At 44.1% G+C, this 17,240-nt stretch carries 12 protein-coding genes; 5 read left to right on the top strand and 7 right to left on the bottom strand.

Annotated features, from left to right (window positions below):
• Window positions 1–42: 42 nt before the first annotated feature.
• The 3 genes from AAFX28_RS06840 to AAFX28_RS06850 form a co-directional block, all read right to left on the bottom strand.
• Window positions 43–1,662, bottom strand: coding sequence for a VRR-NUC domain-containing protein (locus tag AAFX28_RS06840; RefSeq protein WP_408686712.1), 1,620 nt, complete (start codon window positions 1,660–1,662; stop codon window positions 43–45).
• A gap of 62 nt (window positions 1,663–1,724) precedes the next feature.
• Complete coding sequence (locus AAFX28_RS06845) at window positions 1,725–2,957, bottom strand: OFA family MFS transporter (RefSeq protein ID WP_408686713.1); 1,233 nt, start codon at window positions 2,955–2,957, stop codon at window positions 1,725–1,727.
• Between the two features lie 293 nt (window positions 2,958–3,250).
• Complete coding sequence (locus tag AAFX28_RS06850) at window positions 3,251–4,909, bottom strand: 4Fe-4S dicluster domain-containing protein (protein WP_408686714.1); 1,659 nt, start codon at window positions 4,907–4,909, stop codon at window positions 3,251–3,253.
• A gap of 107 nt (window positions 4,910–5,016) precedes the next feature.
• Here AAFX28_RS06850 and AAFX28_RS06855 point away from each other — a divergent pair, with 107 nt between their 5' ends.
• The 3 genes from AAFX28_RS06855 to AAFX28_RS06865 all read left to right on the top strand — a co-directional run bounded on the left by AAFX28_RS06855 (window position 5,017) and on the right by AAFX28_RS06865 (window position 8,613).
• The gene (locus AAFX28_RS06855) at window positions 5,017–5,769 is read left to right on the top strand and encodes an electron transfer flavoprotein subunit beta/FixA family protein (protein ID WP_408686715.1); all 753 of its coding nucleotides are present in this window, start codon (window positions 5,017–5,019) and stop codon (window positions 5,767–5,769) included.
• A 10-nt stretch (window positions 5,770–5,779) separates the two neighbouring features.
• Window positions 5,780–6,742, top strand: coding sequence for an electron transfer flavoprotein subunit alpha/FixB family protein (locus AAFX28_RS06860; RefSeq protein WP_408686716.1), 963 nt, complete (start codon window positions 5,780–5,782; stop codon window positions 6,740–6,742).
• A gap of 224 nt (window positions 6,743–6,966) precedes the next feature.
• Window positions 6,967–8,613, top strand: coding sequence for a methyl-accepting chemotaxis protein (locus tag AAFX28_RS06865; RefSeq protein ID WP_408686717.1), 1,647 nt, complete (start codon window positions 6,967–6,969; stop codon window positions 8,611–8,613).
• Window positions 8,614–8,665: 52 nt separating this feature from the next.
• Here AAFX28_RS06865 and AAFX28_RS06870 read toward each other — a convergent pair whose 3' ends face one another.
• The 4 genes from AAFX28_RS06870 to AAFX28_RS06885 form a co-directional block, all read right to left on the bottom strand.
• A complete protein-coding gene (locus tag AAFX28_RS06870; RefSeq protein ID WP_408686718.1) occupies window positions 8,666–9,805 on the bottom strand; it encodes a dihydrolipoamide acetyltransferase family protein in 1,140 nt (379 codons plus the stop codon).
• Window positions 9,802–10,785, bottom strand: a complete 984-nt coding sequence (locus tag AAFX28_RS06875; protein WP_408686719.1) for an alpha-ketoacid dehydrogenase subunit beta — start codon at window positions 10,783–10,785, stop codon at window positions 9,802–9,804. Before AAFX28_RS06875 ends, AAFX28_RS06870 begins: the two co-directional genes overlap by 4 nt.
• Window positions 10,778–11,884: a pyruvate dehydrogenase (acetyl-transferring) E1 component subunit alpha gene (gene pdhA / locus AAFX28_RS06880; RefSeq protein WP_408686720.1), complete on the bottom strand. Its 1,107-nt coding sequence runs from the start codon at window positions 11,882–11,884 to the stop codon at window positions 10,778–10,780. Before pdhA ends, AAFX28_RS06875 begins: the two co-directional genes overlap by 8 nt.
• A gap of 460 nt (window positions 11,885–12,344) precedes the next feature.
• Window positions 12,345–13,892 (bottom strand): alanine/glycine:cation symporter family protein, encoded by a 1,548-nt coding sequence (locus tag AAFX28_RS06885; protein ID WP_408686721.1) that lies wholly within the window; start codon window positions 13,890–13,892, stop codon window positions 12,345–12,347.
• 557 nt (window positions 13,893–14,449) lie between these two features.
• On the opposite strand from AAFX28_RS06885, the gene AAFX28_RS06890 reads away from it, so the two are divergent.
• Together AAFX28_RS06890 and AAFX28_RS06895 are read left to right on the top strand one after the other, a co-directional pair.
• Window positions 14,450–14,989 carry a DUF3332 domain-containing protein gene (locus AAFX28_RS06890; RefSeq protein WP_408686722.1) on the top strand — a complete coding sequence of 180 codons (540 nt, stop codon included), beginning with the start codon at window positions 14,450–14,452 and terminating at the stop codon, window positions 14,987–14,989.
• Window positions 14,990–15,210: 221 nt separating this feature from the next.
• On the top strand, window positions 15,211–17,211 hold the full coding sequence (locus tag AAFX28_RS06895) for a methyl-accepting chemotaxis protein (protein ID WP_408686723.1): 2,001 nt from the start codon (window positions 15,211–15,213) through the stop codon (window positions 17,209–17,211).
• The last annotated feature ends 29 nt before the right edge of the window (window positions 17,212–17,240 follow it).

A 17,240-nucleotide genomic window follows, 5' to 3' on the forward strand; every position in this document is an offset into this window, starting at 1 on the left:
TTGCTGTGTTTTGTTACAAATTGGCGAATCTAGAAGGTGAATTTATAATTCCAAGCTTCTGACATAACAAACAGCGAAGTCGACATTGAGAGTTCTAAATTCATTAATCCAACGCCACTGGTTATCTTGCAGCTTATCGCCCGGGCCTTTGACTTCAACCCACTCATAGTTCCCTTCTTTAAATAGCATCAAGTCTGGCATGCCGTTACGATATAGCTTTATGTCCTTTAGCATCACCTTAAACAGCTCAATGACAAGGGTATTGGGTAGAGTTTTAATACAAGAGTCTAACAGCTCTTTAGTAAAGTAGCTCCAATGAACAAAAGGGTTGGCAATATTGTACTTTTGCTCATAAACGGTGTGTAAAAACATTAATCCGTTCTGCTCAATTTGTTCGAATATTCGAGCAATCATGCAGCTACGTTTTTCTGAAAAATCAGAATGATAAAGATCGAGAGGGCGGTGTTGATATTGATTAATAAAAGCACCTTCAATCGGGGCAAAAATTGCATCCCAGAAGGCTAGGCCAAATAGCCCATTGAGGAGCAAGTTTTCACAATAGAAAACTTGATAACCAAGTTGCTCGAAATGTTCTTTCACCGCGAGTTCTACTCTCTGACCTGAGAGATCGAGTTCTAGGTGATATTCAGCCACAGTTGGTTTCTTATGACGTGGAACGCGTTGACCCTGTTTCCGCTTTAGTCGTTGCTCGAGTTTATTTGCTACTTCCAACTCAGAAACATCATAAGGTTGATTTAACATGCAAGTGACAATGTCACTAAATCTATTTATATCATCCAGCTTGTCGTAGATTCTAGCTTGCCTTTCTCGTGACGGAGGAAGCGCTGTTTTGTGAAACCAAACGAGAGCGTCTTCATAACACTCCAATCTTTCTAGATCGCGTGCGAGCTCGTTGATGAGGTGCTGTCTTTTACGTTCTATGTACTTATGTTCGACCTCACTAGGAAGTTGGTCTAATAGCGTGAACAAGGCTTTTGATCCTTTTCGATTAGCATTCGCGTAATTAGTTTGTATCTCTGTCAGTTGTAACAGCTGTTCGACTTCGGTACGTGTATTAAAAAAGCGGCGGGTTTTGCTTAGTTGGTAGTTTTCGAAATGGTGCAACCCTAAGTCTTCGAGTACGAACTGACTTAAATCTTGATGAGTATTGGCGAAAAAGAGTGCAAGCAATAGTGAGATGACCTGAGGGTTTTGCAGCTCAATGATGTCGAATGTCAGTGTCGAAAAGTTAGAGTAGGGCTCAGCAGAGAGCTCAGATACGAGTTGTTCTTTGCGTAGTGATTTATTTGTAGTAGGAAAGAGTGTGACTAACTCGGCTTTAGTTAACAGGCAATCACCAAGTGTTTGTGCCGAAATTGGTGGATTGATCGCGATGAAACCGTGCTGTTCGAGCTGCGCTAGAGCACTACTTAAGCTTGGTATTTCGACATAATTCAGTTTGTCTGAACGAAACCAATGGCCTTTACGCGAAAGCAATCTAACCAGCAAACACTGTGAATCGTGTTCTAGTTGCTCAAACTTCGCTACCCATTCATGCTCATTTGCGTAAAGAAAGTCAGGATACCAATCGAGGGTATGCCGCGTAAGCTTTTTGAAATTGTAGAGGTAATAATCTGGAGCGAGTTCGATTTGGTCAGACATAACAGTAGATACAAAAAAGGCCTAACCCTAAGGTTAAGCCTTTCTCATAGTAATTCAATCAATTAAGCGCGTTTTAGCTCTGCAACTTTTGCTTCAGAAAGCGGCTTAGTAATGAATGCTAGAACAATACACACAGCCATCATTACTGCAGATACTGTGTAAGCTAGGCCGTAACCTTCGCCAGCAGTCATAGAGAAACCAACTACTGCTGCACCGATTGCACCACCAATACCCCATGCAGTGTAAAGCACACCGTAGTTAGTACCGTAGTTCTTAAGACCGTAGAACTCAGCTGTTAGAGTTGGGAATACCGCTAGAAGTGTACCGTAACCAATAGCTGCGATTGCTGTACCAATGATTAGCGTGAACTCAGTTTTGAACGTTGCGAACAGAACCATGTTGATGCCCTGAAGTACAAACGCTAGAAGTAGAGTTCGTACGCCACCAATCTTGTCAGCAAGCATACCTGCAGCAACACGACCGCCTGAGTTAAATACTGCAAGGATAGATGCTAGGTAAACCGCGTTTGGTAGGTTTGCCTGTACACTTGCGATAGTCGTGATGTTACCGATGATCATTAGACCAACAGAAGCTGCGAATGCGTACATGATCCATAGTGAGTAGAACTGTGGAGTCTTAAGCATTGCCTTCCAAGTCAGATCTTCAGACTTCTTAACTGCTTTAGGTGCTTGGCCAGCTTTAACTTTAGGTTCAGCTGGAGTGTAACCTGCTGGTGGGTTGTTGATTGTTGCTGCTAGTGGTACTGCGATTGCAAGAATACCAACACCAAGAACCATGAAACTTGTTTGGATGCCCATGCCATCGATTAGCGCAGACGTTAGAGGCGCTAGGTAGATAGCTGCTAGACCGAAACCTGCTGCGATAAGACCGTTAACCATACCTTTCTTAGAAGGGTGGAACCATTTCATTGCAGAAGGAGAAAGACATGCGTAACCAAAACCGATACCAGCACCAGTGATAACACCGAAAGTGATGTTTAGCATCATTGGAGAATTAACGAAGCCAGATGCGATCATACCTAGACCTGTAAGAACAGTACCAAGGATAAGAATCAGGCGTGGACCCATACGGTCTTGTAGGATACCCGCAACAAGAAGACAGATAGAGAATGTGATAGTTGCAGTTGCGTATGGTGCTGACGCTTCAGCAGCGCTCCAACCAGACTCAGTGACTAGTGCTTTGTTGAATACACTCCAAGCATACAGGATGCCAAGACAAAGGTTGATACTAAATCCAGCTAGCAGGATGCGCATTGCTTTATCAATCTTGCTCATTTTTCTTCTCGTTTGTCCTCGAAATCGAGGATGGGTTAACAGGCGATTTGCTCAAATTAAGTTTGCGTTTATCAACATAAAGCGCAATGGGCGCGAATTATAACCAATCTAAATGTGATTGGAATCTCTTTTTTAACGAAATCAGCAATTAATTTGAGATGTTAATAAAGTGTTTTTAAATATTCATTTTGATAACAAGGGAAGTGCAAATATCGCCTAGGATAGCCTAGGCGATATTGAAAGGAGTAGGAGAGATGCTTCTGTGGTTGGCGGTATTTTGACCGGAAACGAAGTCACATATTCTGATAATTGGGACCACCACCTTCAGGGGGACGCCAAGTAATGTTCTGAGACGGATCTTTTATGTCACAAGTTTTACAGTGTAAACAATTGGCCGAATTAATCTGAAACCTCTCTTTTCCATCCACCTCAATCACTTCATAAACCCCCGCAGGGCAGTACCTTTGGCTAGGTTCATTGAACAACGTCATATGGTGGGAGAGCGGCAACGAAGAATCGGTGAGAATGAGGTGGCAAGGTTGGTTCTCTCCATGGTGAGTGGAGGATAAAAATACTGAAGAGGTTTTATCAAAGCTTAATACCCCGTCGGGTTTGTTGTATTCAATGGGTGTGCAGCGTGACTTCTCATGGAGAGCGACGTAATCCGCTTGCTTGTCACCTAAATTCCAAAAAGAACTACCACCGCTTAACCGCTGCCATACATTCTGCTCGAACAGGGTGAGTGCGCCGCCGACGACTGGACCTAATCGATGAATCGTACCGGTGAAGTTTCGGTGTAGGTTTAGTTCTTCATAGAGCCATGATTGCTCAAACAATGAGTGATAGTCAGGTTCTGTTTCTCCTAAGTTAAGCGCGCTAAATATAGATTCCGCAGCTAGAAGCCCGGATTTCATCGCAGTGTGGCAGCCTTTAATTTTTGCTGAGTTTAGCGTTCCCGCATCACACCCAATCAATAACCCGCCTGGGAATTGTTGCTTTGGCAGTGATAGCAATCCCCCTTTGGCGATAGCTCGTGCGCCATAAGCGATACGTTCCGCCCCTGATAGATGTGCAGCAATTGTTGGGTGGTGTTTAAATCTCTGGAATTCTTCGAAGGGACTTAGATAAGGGTTGTGATAATTGAGGTCAGTGATTAAGCCAACCGCGATAAGGTTATCTTCTAAATGATAGAGGAAGCCGCCTCCATGTGTATCTGATTCACTCAATGGCCAACCGGTGGTATGCATCACACTTCCTTGCGCATACAAAGGGTGTGAATCATCGACTTTCCAAACTTCCTTAATGCCGAGTGCGTAATGTTGAGGTTGGGAATTTGAACAAAGGTTGAAGTTGGCAATCAGGCTCTTTCCTAAATGGCCGCGAGCGCCTTCGGCAAATATGGTGTATTTCGCATTCAGTTGTACTCCGGCTTGGAAACTACTTTTCGCATCTCCATTCTTGTCCAAACCCATGTCTGCAGTCACGACTCCGCTTACTTGTCCTGACTCGTCATAGCAGACTTCACTAGCGGGAAAACCGGGGAAGATCTCGACACCGAGTTGTTCTGCTTGATGCGCTAGCCATTGACACAACTGGCCTAGGCTGATGATGTAATTGTTTGAATCGTTATGTAGGGATGCAGGTGTAAGAAATGACGGAACGTTGATGTGATTATGCGTACTGGTAAGGTAAAGCAATTGGTCACTAGAAACAGATGTTTTTACAGGTGCGTCCGTTGCTTGCCAGTCAGGGAAAAGTTCATTTAAAGCTTTAGGCTCAAACACCGCACCAGATAAAATATGAGCGCCAATTTCAGGTCCTTTCTCGACAACACAAATAGAGACCGGCAGATCATGTTGCTGAGAAAGCTGCGCTAGTTTGCACGCAGCACTCAGGCCCGCGGGTCCTCCACCAACAATCACGACATCAAAGTCCATACTTTCTCGTTCCATCGCTCTTTGCCTATTTGAGTGACTAATATCACTAAATATAGTTACAGTTGACGTAAACGTAAACTTTACTAAGCTCAAACTAAATGGATTGTCTTTCGGAGAGTACGATGAAAGTTCTGGTAGCAATTAAGCGTGTGATTGACCCTTATGTGAAAGTTCGCATTAAGTCTGACGGATCGGGTGTTGAGAGTGATAACGTCAAGATGGCGATCAATCCCTTTTGTGAAATTGCCGTTGAAGAAGCGATTCGGATGAAAGAGTCTGGCGCTGTCAGCGAAGTTATCGTCACATCAATTGGGTTAGACGCCTATCAGGAACAGTTGCGAAGTGCGCTGGCTTTGGGGGCGGACAGAGCAATTCACATTAAAACTGAAGTCGAACCTGAGCCTCTCGTTGTTGCCAAAACGCTTAAGTGGATAGCTGAAAAAGAAGAGGCTCCGCTGGTTTTACTTGGTAAACAATCTATTGATACTGACAACAACCAAGTGCCACAAATGCTTGCAGGGTTAATGAAGTGTGCTCAAGCAACGTACGCATCAAACGTCGAGCTAGAAGCGGACCACCTTATCGTTACGCGAGAAGTCGATGGAGGGCTAGAAACACTGCAACTAATGTTACCTGCAGTGGTGAGCACAGATTTAAGATTGAATGAGCCCCGTTATGCTTCCTTACCAAACATTATGAAAGCGAAGCGTAAGCCACTTGAAGTGGTCCAAGCCGACTCTTTGCCAATCGAGTTCAAGCCAAGCCAGTCGGTGTTAGAAGTTATTGTGCCGCCTCAACGTAATGCAGGCGTCATAGTCGGCAGTGTTTCTGAGTTGGTTGATAAGCTTAAAAACGAAGCCAAAGTGCTCGATTAAGGAGAAGATTATGTGTGAGTCTAATATTCTGGTCGTTGCCGAGCATGACAATAAATCATTGAACACGTCCACTTTGTCTACATTGACCGCAGCGGCTCAATTTAAAACACACCTAGAAAATAGCAAGGTTGATGTACTGGTCATTGGCAGTGATTGTGGCGCGATAGCGGAGCAGTTAACGCTGTGTGATTCCGTCGATAGAGTGTTGGTGGCGGACCACTCTGTTTATAAAGAGCGTTTGAGTGAAAATTTATCAGATGTCGTTGTACAATGTTCGAATGGTTATAGTCATATCCTTGCGTCAGCAACAACAGGCGGGAAAGACCTTATGCCGAGAGTCGCAGCCCAGCTAGACGTAGGAATGTTGTCGGACATAGTTAAAGTCGAAAGTGCAGACACAATAATGCGACCGATTTATGCGGGCAATGCACTGGCGAAGGTGCAAAGTCATGACTCTGTGAAGGTGGCAACCGTTCGAACAACAGCGTTTGAAAAAATGAGTTCAGAAAACAGCAATCGGGCTGAAATCGAGCATTTACACATAGAGCTAGCAAGTGAGCATACTCAGTTGGTTAGTCGCGATAGCATTCAATGTGAGCGTCCTGAACTTTCTAGTGCTGAGGTTGTTGTTTCGGGTGGGCGTGGTGTAGGCAGTAAAGAGAATTTTTCCATGGTCGAAGCTTTAGCGGATAAGCTTGGTGGAGCGATTGGCGCATCGCGAGCTGCTGTCGACGCTGGGTTTGTTACCAATGATTTACAGGTCGGTCAAACTGGTAAAATAGTGGCTCCAAAACTGTATATCGCGATAGGTATTTCAGGTGCGATTCAACACTTGGCAGGTATGAAAGACTCGAAAGTGATTGTGGCGATCAATAGTGATCCTGATGCGCCCATTTTTGAAATAGCAGATTACGGTTTGGTCGGTGACTTGTTTACTCTTCTTCCTGAACTGATTGACAAAATAGATGTATAGTTCACGCAAACCAACAACCGCGTTTTTCTGTTTCCACATTTGTAATTCCCTAACTCAATCCATCACTTAACTGAACCGTAAGTGATGGATTTGTGCATAAAAATCATTAACACCGTTTAGTGCCATAAACAGCATTAAGAAAGGTGTCTCAAACCTAAGTGTCTCTTTATTATCAAATGTATAACTAAAACGGATTAATTTTATATTTGATAGAAGGAACGACAATGTTTGCGAATAAGTTTACTTTACAGAGCAGATTGATTTTTGCGGTGTTATTGCCCTGTATAGCTCTGATAATTGTGGGTTTCACTGGCATAAACAGTATGTCTAACATTCAAGGACAATCAGAGAAGCTTTTCTCAAATACTTCTGCACCAATGCGTTCTATGGCCGAGGTTGCTTCTAGAATCCCACGTATGCGTGTTGGCATCGATATGATGCTCCTGCAAGATAGTTCCTTACGTGACAAAAAAGGGGTGTTAACACGTGTAAAAGAGACTCGCGGTGAAGACATCCCCGAAATGCGTCAAGCAATTGAATATGCCGTCGAAGCTCAGGCAACACCGGAATTAAAGCATGAAGTATCTTTATTGCTCAAAGAGTTCGAACGTATGGTTCGAGAAGAGCTTACGCCTATGCTAGCAGTTCTCGAAAATAATGACTTAGAGAGTGCCCGTCAGATCTACAAGACAAAGTATGCAAAAACTTATGGCGTGCTAAAAAATCATGCCAATGAAATCCTAGATACCTTGCTGGTTCAAGCGGAGCAGCAATATGAAGAAAGTAATCGAAACTATGTTAGCGGTAAGCAGCAACTGTTGTTCATCATTGGTATCGGACTGTTTGTCTCTGTCGCAATTGCGGTGGTGACTGTGGTTACACTGAAAAAACGAGTTGCTTACTTGCAAGACTCAATCTCTACAGCGGCAGATCAAATGGCGTTGGATACTCGGCTAGAATTAGATGGAAAAGATGAGCTCTCATCAATTGCAAACAGCTTTAACGCATTTGTAAGCCGTGTCCATGAATCTATTAAAGAAGTCGCGATAAATTCCAAAGAACTAGCAGTAACAGCTCAACAAGTTTCGGAGCATGCTGGGTTAACCCAAGGTCACTGCACCAACCAACGAGATAGAACGACTCAAGTGGCAACGGCCATTCATGAGCTAGGTGCAACGGTGAGTGAGATTGCAACCAATGCTGCACAAGCTGCTGAAGTGGCTAAAGAGGCAACAAGCCAGGCTCAGTCGGGTTCACAAGTCGTGGGTAGTGCTAGCGAGCAAATTGGTGAGTTAAAACAGGAGTTAGAGCAAGCAAGTGAAGTTGTTACTTCTTTAGCCAATCAAGTTGATGATATTAGCTCTATTCTTGAAACCATTCGTGGTATCTCCGAACAAACGAACCTATTAGCTCTTAATGCTGCGATTGAAGCAGCACGAGCTGGTGAGCAAGGCAGGGGTTTTGCGGTGGTTGCTGACGAGGTACGTAAACTCGCAAGCCTTTCAGCCGATTCTACCGAGGAGATTCAAGGTGTGATCGACCGATTGCAAGGTGAGTCTAACCGCGCAGTGAGTGCCATGGTAAATGGACGTGATCAAAGCCTTTTGGTAGTGGATAGCGCCTCGAACGCGAATCTATCTTTATCGCAAATTGAACAACACATTACGCATATCAGTGATCAAAATATCCAAGTTGCAACAGCAACAGAAGAGCAGTCGAGTGTGGTTGGTGAAATTAACCGAAATGTTGAAGAAATCAATCAGTTCACTGGTGAAACTGCACAGGTAGCGCAGCAGCTCAATCAAAGTAGCGAACACTTGATGAATCTATCCAAACAACTAGACGGTTTGGTAGGGAACTTTAAGGTTTAAGCACAAAGACAACGTAAACGCCGAGCTCACGATTGACCTCGGCGTTTTTAATTTAGGTTTGTAAATGTTCGACAAGCTTTTTGGTAAACCGAGCTGCTTCACCCCCAGTACATGCTCTATGGTCAAAGGTGATCGACAACGGCATTACGTTAACTACTACAGGGTTACCTTCCTGCATAACAACTCGCTCAATGATTCGCCCTGCACCGACAATAGCAACTTGAGGTGGTGAGACAACTGGTGTAGCGAAAATGCCAGCAATAGCACCAAAGTTGGATAAGGTAATTGTTGCGTTTTGCAGGCTCTCTCGCCCAATTTTGCGTTCCCTTATCCCTTGTACCGTTTCATTTAACCAATGCCTAATGTCTGAGTCTTTAAATGATTCGGCATGTTTCAAAACGGGAACGTACAAGCCGTGACTACTATCGACCGCGATGCCTATATTAACTCGGCTATGTACACATCGAGTCATGGTTTCAGCATCAAACCAAGCGTTTAGGGCTGGCTCTTGTTGGCAGGCATAAACGACCGCTTTAATCAACCTAGCCGAAATGTCTTCGGATGTTGACCAGCTGGCTAAACTCGCTTCTTCAGTGATGGTAACAGCGGCGACATTATGGTGAGACTCCGACATGGTTGAAACCATAGTTCTGCGCGCACCCTTTAGAACTTCAGTACCAGGGCTTTGCTTACGAGCTTCCGTGTAAACATCGGCATCAGTAATCAAATTGTTGGCGCCACTCCCGCGAACCGCATGAAGATCAACCCCTAGCTTTTTAGCCAAAAGGCGAGCAGACGGCAGAGCGGTGACTAATTCATCGTTTGAAGGGTTATGAGTGCTGCCAATCCAGAAATCGTCAACATCCACTTGGTGTGCAGTGTGAGAAACGTTGCCCACGACGGTGGCCGCATCAGCCTTGCTATGTTGTTTACTTGACGCCGACCCCACTAATTCAGGCTGCTCTTCGATTTCGAGTAATAATGCGCCAATATTAATCACGTCGCCCGCTTCACCATGACGGCTAACGACGACGCCAGAATAAGGAGCGGGGACTTCAACGACCGCTTTAGCCGTTTCTACCGTTAATACCACTTGGTCTAACTCAACACTATCACCAACTTTGATATGCCATTCGACGATCTCTGACTCTGCGAGTCCTTCGCCGAGATCAGGTAATAAGAACGTTTTCATTTCCATCCCTCCACGAGCTCTCTAGCGGCGAGCACAATATCTTGTTCTTGAATCATGAAATAATCTTCGTTGCGATAGTAAGGCATGATGGTGTCCATTCCGGTTACGCGGCGAGGCGGTGCTTTGAGTAAACACATCGCATGTTCTGCCACCCGAGCGAGAATTTCAGCACCAACACCGCACGTTCTGCTTGCTTCATGGACGACTAATAAACGTCCGGTTTTTTCGAGTGAACGTAAAATGGTATCCATATCTATCGGCTTAATACTGGCTAGATCGATTACCTCAGCTTCAATCCCTTGTGATGATAAAGTTTGCGCAGCTTGCAATGACTCTACAACACACGCTCCCCAAGTCACCAAGGTAATGTCTCTTCCTTTGCGTAACGTAAAACATGTATCGAGGGGTAAGGCTTCACCGCTATCGATGACTTCGGATTTGACCGTACGATAAATACGTTTGGGTTCGAAAAACATCACTGGATCATTACTTCTGATTGAAGCGAGCAGTAAACCGTAAGCGCGTTGTGGCGAAGATGGAATCACGACTTTAAACCCAGGAATATGGGCGAATAACGCTTCAACGCTTTCGGAGTGATGTTCAGGAGCGTGTATTCCGCCGCCAAATGGGGCCCTAAACACAGCAGGGCAGGTTAAGCGCCCCCGAGTTCGGTTACGAATACGTGCAGCATGACACATTAGGTGTTCCATAGCAGGGAAGACAAAGCCTTGAAATTGAAACTCAGCGACCGGACGAAGTCCTTGTGAGGCCATACCAACGGTGACACCGCCAATCAGCGCCTCTGCGAGTGGAGAATCAATCACTCGACGCAAACCAAAACGTTCTTTTAGCCCAACTGTTGCGCGAAAAACCCCGCCGTTATCGCCGACATCTTCACCTAAAACTACGACATTGGCGTCTTTATCCATCTCATGGTGAAGTGCGAGGTTGACCGCTTCTACTAATGTCAATTCAGCCATGTTTGCCTCCTTGCATTCGCATCGCTTTGTTGATCAGGTAATCACGTTGTTGATTAAGTTCTGCGGGTGCACGCTCATATAGATAGTCAAATGCAGTTTCAGGAGCCTGAGGTGGAAGATTCATATAATGCTCAACAGCAGATTCGACTTGCTCTTTACAAGCTTGCAGCCAAGCTTCTTCTTGCTCATCATCCCAAGCGCTTTGAGAAATAAGATAGTGTTTCAAGCGTATGACAGGCTCATATTGCCAAGCTTCTTGTAGTTCACTTTCGCTGCGGTAGCGGCTAGCGTCGTCTGCGGTAGTATGGTCACTAAGGCGATAGCTAATTGCCTCAATTAATGTTGGTCCTTTACCTTTGCGGGCACGATCAAGTGCGGCTAATACACAGTCATACATAGCGACAATGTCATTACCATCTACGGTAACACCATGAATCCCAGCGCCTTTTGCCTTATCTGATAAAAACTCAGCGGCCGACTGCAGGGTTCGAGGCACTGATATTGCCCATTGATTATTGTTGACGACAAAGACGAGTGGAAGATTCCAAGCCCCGGCGCAATTGATGCTTTCTAAAAAGTCTCCTTTGGAGGTAGCACCATCCCCACAGGTAACAACGGCCGCATGATGTTGATGTTCGATTTTAAGAGCAGAAGCAACCCCAACGGCATGAGTACACTGAGTTGCGATAGGCACACAAAATGGTAGATCACGGCAGTGTTCGGGTTGGCGTCCATCAGCGGGAGTGACACGAAAATCACTACCCCGTTCATCGCCGCCCCAATATTGTAGGTTCTTCTCCATTGGGATACCTCGAACCCACATCGCAGGCATATCACGATAATAAGGGATAAATACATCTCGTGGATGCATAGCGTGACCAATTGCGACGCCGTATGCTTCAGAGCCAAGGTGGGAAGGGTACGTACCGAGTTTACCTGTCCTTTGTAAAGCGACAGCTTTGTTGTCGTAGGTGCGTGTTAACACCATATCTTTGTAAAACTGAACCAAAGTTGATGAGTCTGCCCATGCAGGTAGCTGATTAACAGACTCTCCTCGAAAGTCGATAAATCTCAGCATAGGAAGTGTCTGAACATTCATTACTATCTCCTTGATATTGCATCAGGTGGATCGCACCTTTCAGCAATGTTCTTTGACGTACAGTTCATGTTTCGAATGGACGTCAAGATAGATACCTAAACTTCATACATTTGTTGTGAGTCTCGAAATAACCTACTAGCTGTGTAATAAGAACGTGTCTTTTTATCTAAAAACGTTCACGAAAGTAGAGAACAATTTCAAACACACTGGTTATCTATAAGTGTAATCAAAATGTTAAATTTTGCTCGGTAAAGGGAAGGGATAGGGTGTTCTAGGGTAGAGGGACGGGAAACTCGCTGGTGGATTATTCCAGTTTCTGAGCTTACTCCGTTTAAAACTTAGATGCTTATACTTACGAGCGAAGAAGCAGTGGAATAATGGTTTGTAAAACTGAAGATGAAAAAAGTGAAAAAAAAGCAGCAGATCAACGTCTGCTGCTTTCAACAATCTTTAAGTTTGCTTATTCGGCTTGCTGTTTTAAATTAGCTTGTTGCTGAACTTTGTAAACTTTGCCCGCATTGAAACGCTCAAGGTAGTCTGCAAGGTCACGCTTCACTTCTGGTACTAGGATGTATAGACCAACAATGTTCACGAGTGCCATTGCGAAGATCATCGCATCAGAGAAGTCGATCACTGGACCAAGGTTCATTGCTGCGCCAATTACTACAAACACACAGAATTTTACTTTAAAGATAAGCTCTGCTGTTTTACTCTCACCGAATAGGTAAGTCCAGGCTTTTAGACCGTAGTAAGACCAAGAGATCATCGTAGAGAAGGCAAACAATACAACAGCAATTGCTAGGATGTATGGGAACCAGCTAATCGCACTACCGAATGCCGCAGAAGTAAGTTCTACACCTGCTAAGCCTGTATCAGTATCTAGATGACCGGTAATGATGATAACAAGAGCTGTCATTGTACAGATAACGACAGTGTCAATGAACGGTTCTAGTAGAGATACAAAACCTTCTGACATTGGTTCTTTGGTTTTTACTGCTGAGTGAGCAATTGCCGCTGAACCTACACCGGCTTCGTTCGAGAAAGCTGCTCGTTTGAAACCTTGAATAAGTACACCAATCACACCACCAGCAATACCTTCGCCAGTAAACGCACCATTGAAGATCGCACCGAATGCATCGTCAATTCGATCGTAGTTCATTGCAATGATGATAACTGCAGCGCCGACGTAGATAGTTGCCATGAAAGGAACAACTTTCTCAGTCACTTTCGCAATAGACTTAATGCCGCCAATGATAACAATACCAACGATTACTGCTAGGATCAGACCGAACAACCAACCTTTATCTGCGAAGAACGAAGCATCACCGCCCGTCACGCCAACAACTTGTTTGAACGCTTGGTTCGCTTGGAACATGTTACCGCCGCCCAATGCACCGCCAATGGCGAATACAGAGAACAGAACTGCGAGAGTACGACCAAGTGCCGCATTACCACGCTGTGCTAGACCTTTGCTTAGGTAGTACATTGGACCACCAGAAACAGAGCCATCAGGGTTAGTGTTACGGTATTTTACACCCAATGCACATTCAACGAACTTACTGGACATACCTAATAGACCAGCAAGGATCATCCAGAATGTTGCGCCGGCACCACCGATAGATACAGCGACAGCAACACCTGCGATGTTACCTAAGCCTACCGTACCGGAAAGGGCAGTCGTTAGGGCTTGGAAGTGAGAAACCTCGCCATCTTCCTTTGCTTTCGGATCAGAGAATTTACCGGATACCAATTGAACCGCGTGCTTAAAGCCGCGAACGTTAATGAAGCCCAAGTAAAAGGTAAAGAAAGTTGCCGCAACAACTAACCAAAGAACGATCCACGGCACCTGTACGTCAGTAAAAGGGAACGGAATGGTCGAAAAGATCATCCCTACAAAAGGGTTAACGATAGGTGCAACGACTTCGTTGATTTTGTCATCCAAATTGGATGCTGCAGTGCTACCTGCGAATAGACTTGCCAATATGGCCAGCGAAATACGCTTTGTCATACTTTTCCTGCCTGTAAATAGAGTTTTATATTAGTAATATTTATATTAAGTTGTGTTTTGTTACATTTTTGTAACCTTGGCTATTATTCATTTTATAAATACCTAAGCAACATCTTTGACGGAAAATATGATCTAGCGAACAATTCTAATTTTCGCTAGTTGATCGATTAAATGTTGGTTTGATTAACTAATAAATTGCTGAAAGTTGGTATTTAAGTCTTAAGGTTGGGTGGTTGTTTGGGCTTAAATGTTGTTCTGTTCAGTTGTAGATAAAACCGCTTGACTACAAATTAAGCAAATAAATAGGCATGGATGCTCTAGATTAACAGACAAAGATATTGTTACTGTTGCGTATTAACAACGTAGAGTATGCTATTTCTTAACGTGTTAACCATGGCAAGGATGGGCATTTGGGTATTTCTCATTTTGTAGGAATTAACCTAATAAAAAACATGAACTTAACACAGTTAGCTTTATGTAAAATGTACTAGTGAGCTGTAGACCTGAAAAGATTCAGGAGTATTATTTGCGACCATCAAATAATGATGGTGGTAATTATGAAAGCAAACGTTCTAAAAGTGGCAATCGTTGCAGGTTTAGGTCTGACTTCTTTAACAGGTTGTATGGGTCAAATGGCAACAACAGGCTTAGTATCAAAGTTCAACTTAGAAATCGTTGATAACCGTTACGGTCGTGAAGGGATGTTCCTACTTCTTTCTCCTGTGTACGGTATTGCAGGTGCGGCGGATTTATTTGTAATCAACGCGATTGAATTCTGGACTGGTACAAACCCACTTTCAGGCAAATCTCCAGCTGTAGTTGATACTCCAACTAAGAACTACATCAAAGTAAACGATAGCCTAGATAGCTCACTAAAAGATGTACCGCTATCTAACAACTCTAACGTTGAGCATGCAACCATGCAGCAAATCGATGAAAACACGATGCAAATGGACATTACTTACATTGATGGTACGCAAAAAGTACTACGCGGTGAGAAGGCTGAAAACAGCGTTGCGTTTTACTTAAATGATGAATACGTAACAACAGTATCAAACGATGAGCTGTCAAACTACGTAGCAACAACTCACATCTAATTGCTTAAGGCCTTTATGCGCAATGTTTAAGGGCCTTTATTTTTATCCGCATACTCTGATTCCTTCATACCCATAATTCACACAGCTCTTCCTAAAATTAGCCTTTGTTACTGTCATGGCTAAACTTATAACTAAAGTTTAGAAAACGTGAATAACAACTGTTTTACATAATTGTAATAGCAGTTATATTGGTGCCGAGCTAAATATTAGGAGTTAGATGGATGAAACTCACGATATCAGGGAAGTTGCAGCTAAGCTTTCTGTCACTTGCAGTACTTTTTATCGTTTCCGCATTTTTTATTTTTCGTAGTGTTAATACTGTAGAGACACAGACAACATCGCTACTTGATAGGGATCTCCCTACGGTTGATGCTGGCCGCACACTTCAGCAATCTGTTCATGCAACGGTTTCTTCGTTAAGAGCATACATGCTTCTCGGAGGGGAAGAGTCACTAAGACAAGCACAGCAAGATGATTTAACGAATGCTGTAGACCGAGTAGAAATCTTACTTCTTTCTCTTGAAGAGTTGATTGATGAACAAAGCTATCAAGAACTGCTGACAAAGTGGGGCGCGGTAACAAGTTCCTTGTCTGAAATATCGGAATTAAGTCATAGCGACGAAAACTTACCTGCTCATGCTCTCTTTATTAATGAAGCTGCACCAATAGCGGAAGTGGCTTTAGACCAGCTACAAGGGTTGATCAATGATGAAGCCGGTAACTCGGAAGGTGGAGAGCGTAAACGCCTGTTTCGACTTTACGCTGATAGTTACACATCATTAGCGAATGCCCTTTCTTCAATGCGTGACTTTCTTCTTTATGGTAAGCAAGAGCACCTTGATAAATATAACGACTTCTTGAAAGCTCATGCCAAACCAGTCGCTGAGATTGATTCTAAAGTCGAATTACTCTCAAGCAGTGATCAAGGGCTATGGTCATTATTTAAAGAGATGCAGCAACTCTATTTTCCACTGGCTGAACAAGTAATTGCGCTTCGTAAGGCGCCAGACTGGAACCTATCTAACCAGAAAATGGCTAATGAGCTTGTACCTGCCGTAGAGTCACTGAATGCAAGTTTGGAATCAATCATAAGCAAGCAGCAAGCGCAGGCTGATAATTCGGGACAAGGCATTTTTCAGTCGGTGGCCAATGTCTTACAACTTCTGATTGCCTCTATTGCTATCGTAGTGGTTGTCGCTGTTTCGACAGCACACTTTATGGGTAAGAGTATTGGTCGTCGAGTTTCCGTAATTTCAAAGCGAGCAGAGTCGATTGCAGATGGCGATGTTTCACAGCCAGCCCTCAATGTAGAAGGTAGTGATGAATTAGCAAGTTTGACTCAATCTATCAACAAAATGAATGATGAGCTGGCGAACATTGTAAAAGGGGTGACGACTAAAGCTAACACGGTAAGCGAGAGCATGAGTGAGTTACTTAATGCCAACGCGCGTACAGTGACTCAAGTTGATAGCCAAAAAACGACCATGGACTTGGTTGGTCAACAGGTAAGTGATGTCAGCCAGTCAGCAACGGACACTGCTCATCAAGCAGAGCAGTCTGTGAGTAATCTAGCTGAGTCGAAAGCACAAATAGAAGCAGGCTCACTAGCACTCGATCTCAACAAAACTACGATTGGTTCCTTGCACAGTACGATTGGAAAAGCGAGCGTTCAAGTTGACGCACTGAGTAAAGAAAGTGAAGCGATTGGGCGTGTCACTGAAGTAATAGAAGGTCTTGCTGAACAGACCAACTTGTTGGCGTTAAATGCCGCTATTGAAGCCGCTCGCGCCGGAGAATATGGTCGTGGCTTCGCTGTTGTTGCTGATGAAGTACGCATGCTCGCAACCCGAACAACGGAATCAACAACGGAAATCAACAACATCGTTAATGCGATTCAGGCTTCAACCAAAGCTGTCGTTAATGAAATAGAGAAAAGCAAAGCGCTGGCTGAAGAAGGGGCAGAACATACAGAGAAAGCTCATGGTACGTTGAGTTCGACCACTCAACAGATTGAAGCTCTTAATCAGCAAATGCAAGACCTACTCAGCTCTGCTCAGCAACAATCTTACGCGACGGACGAGATTCAGTCATTAATGGGTCAAGTGATTTCATCGGTAGAAGGCGTTGCTGAAATTTCGAATTCCTCGGCACAAATATCTAGCCAAGTACGTGGTCAGGTAGAGGAGCTAAATGGCGAAATGGCACAATTTAAAACAAGTTAGAGAGTGTTCCAGCATCATAATTCTTGATA

Origin of the sequence: Vibrio sp. TBV020 (genome assembly GCF_046056895.1) — a bacterium.
GTDB lineage: Bacteria > Pseudomonadota > Gammaproteobacteria > Enterobacterales > Vibrionaceae > Vibrio.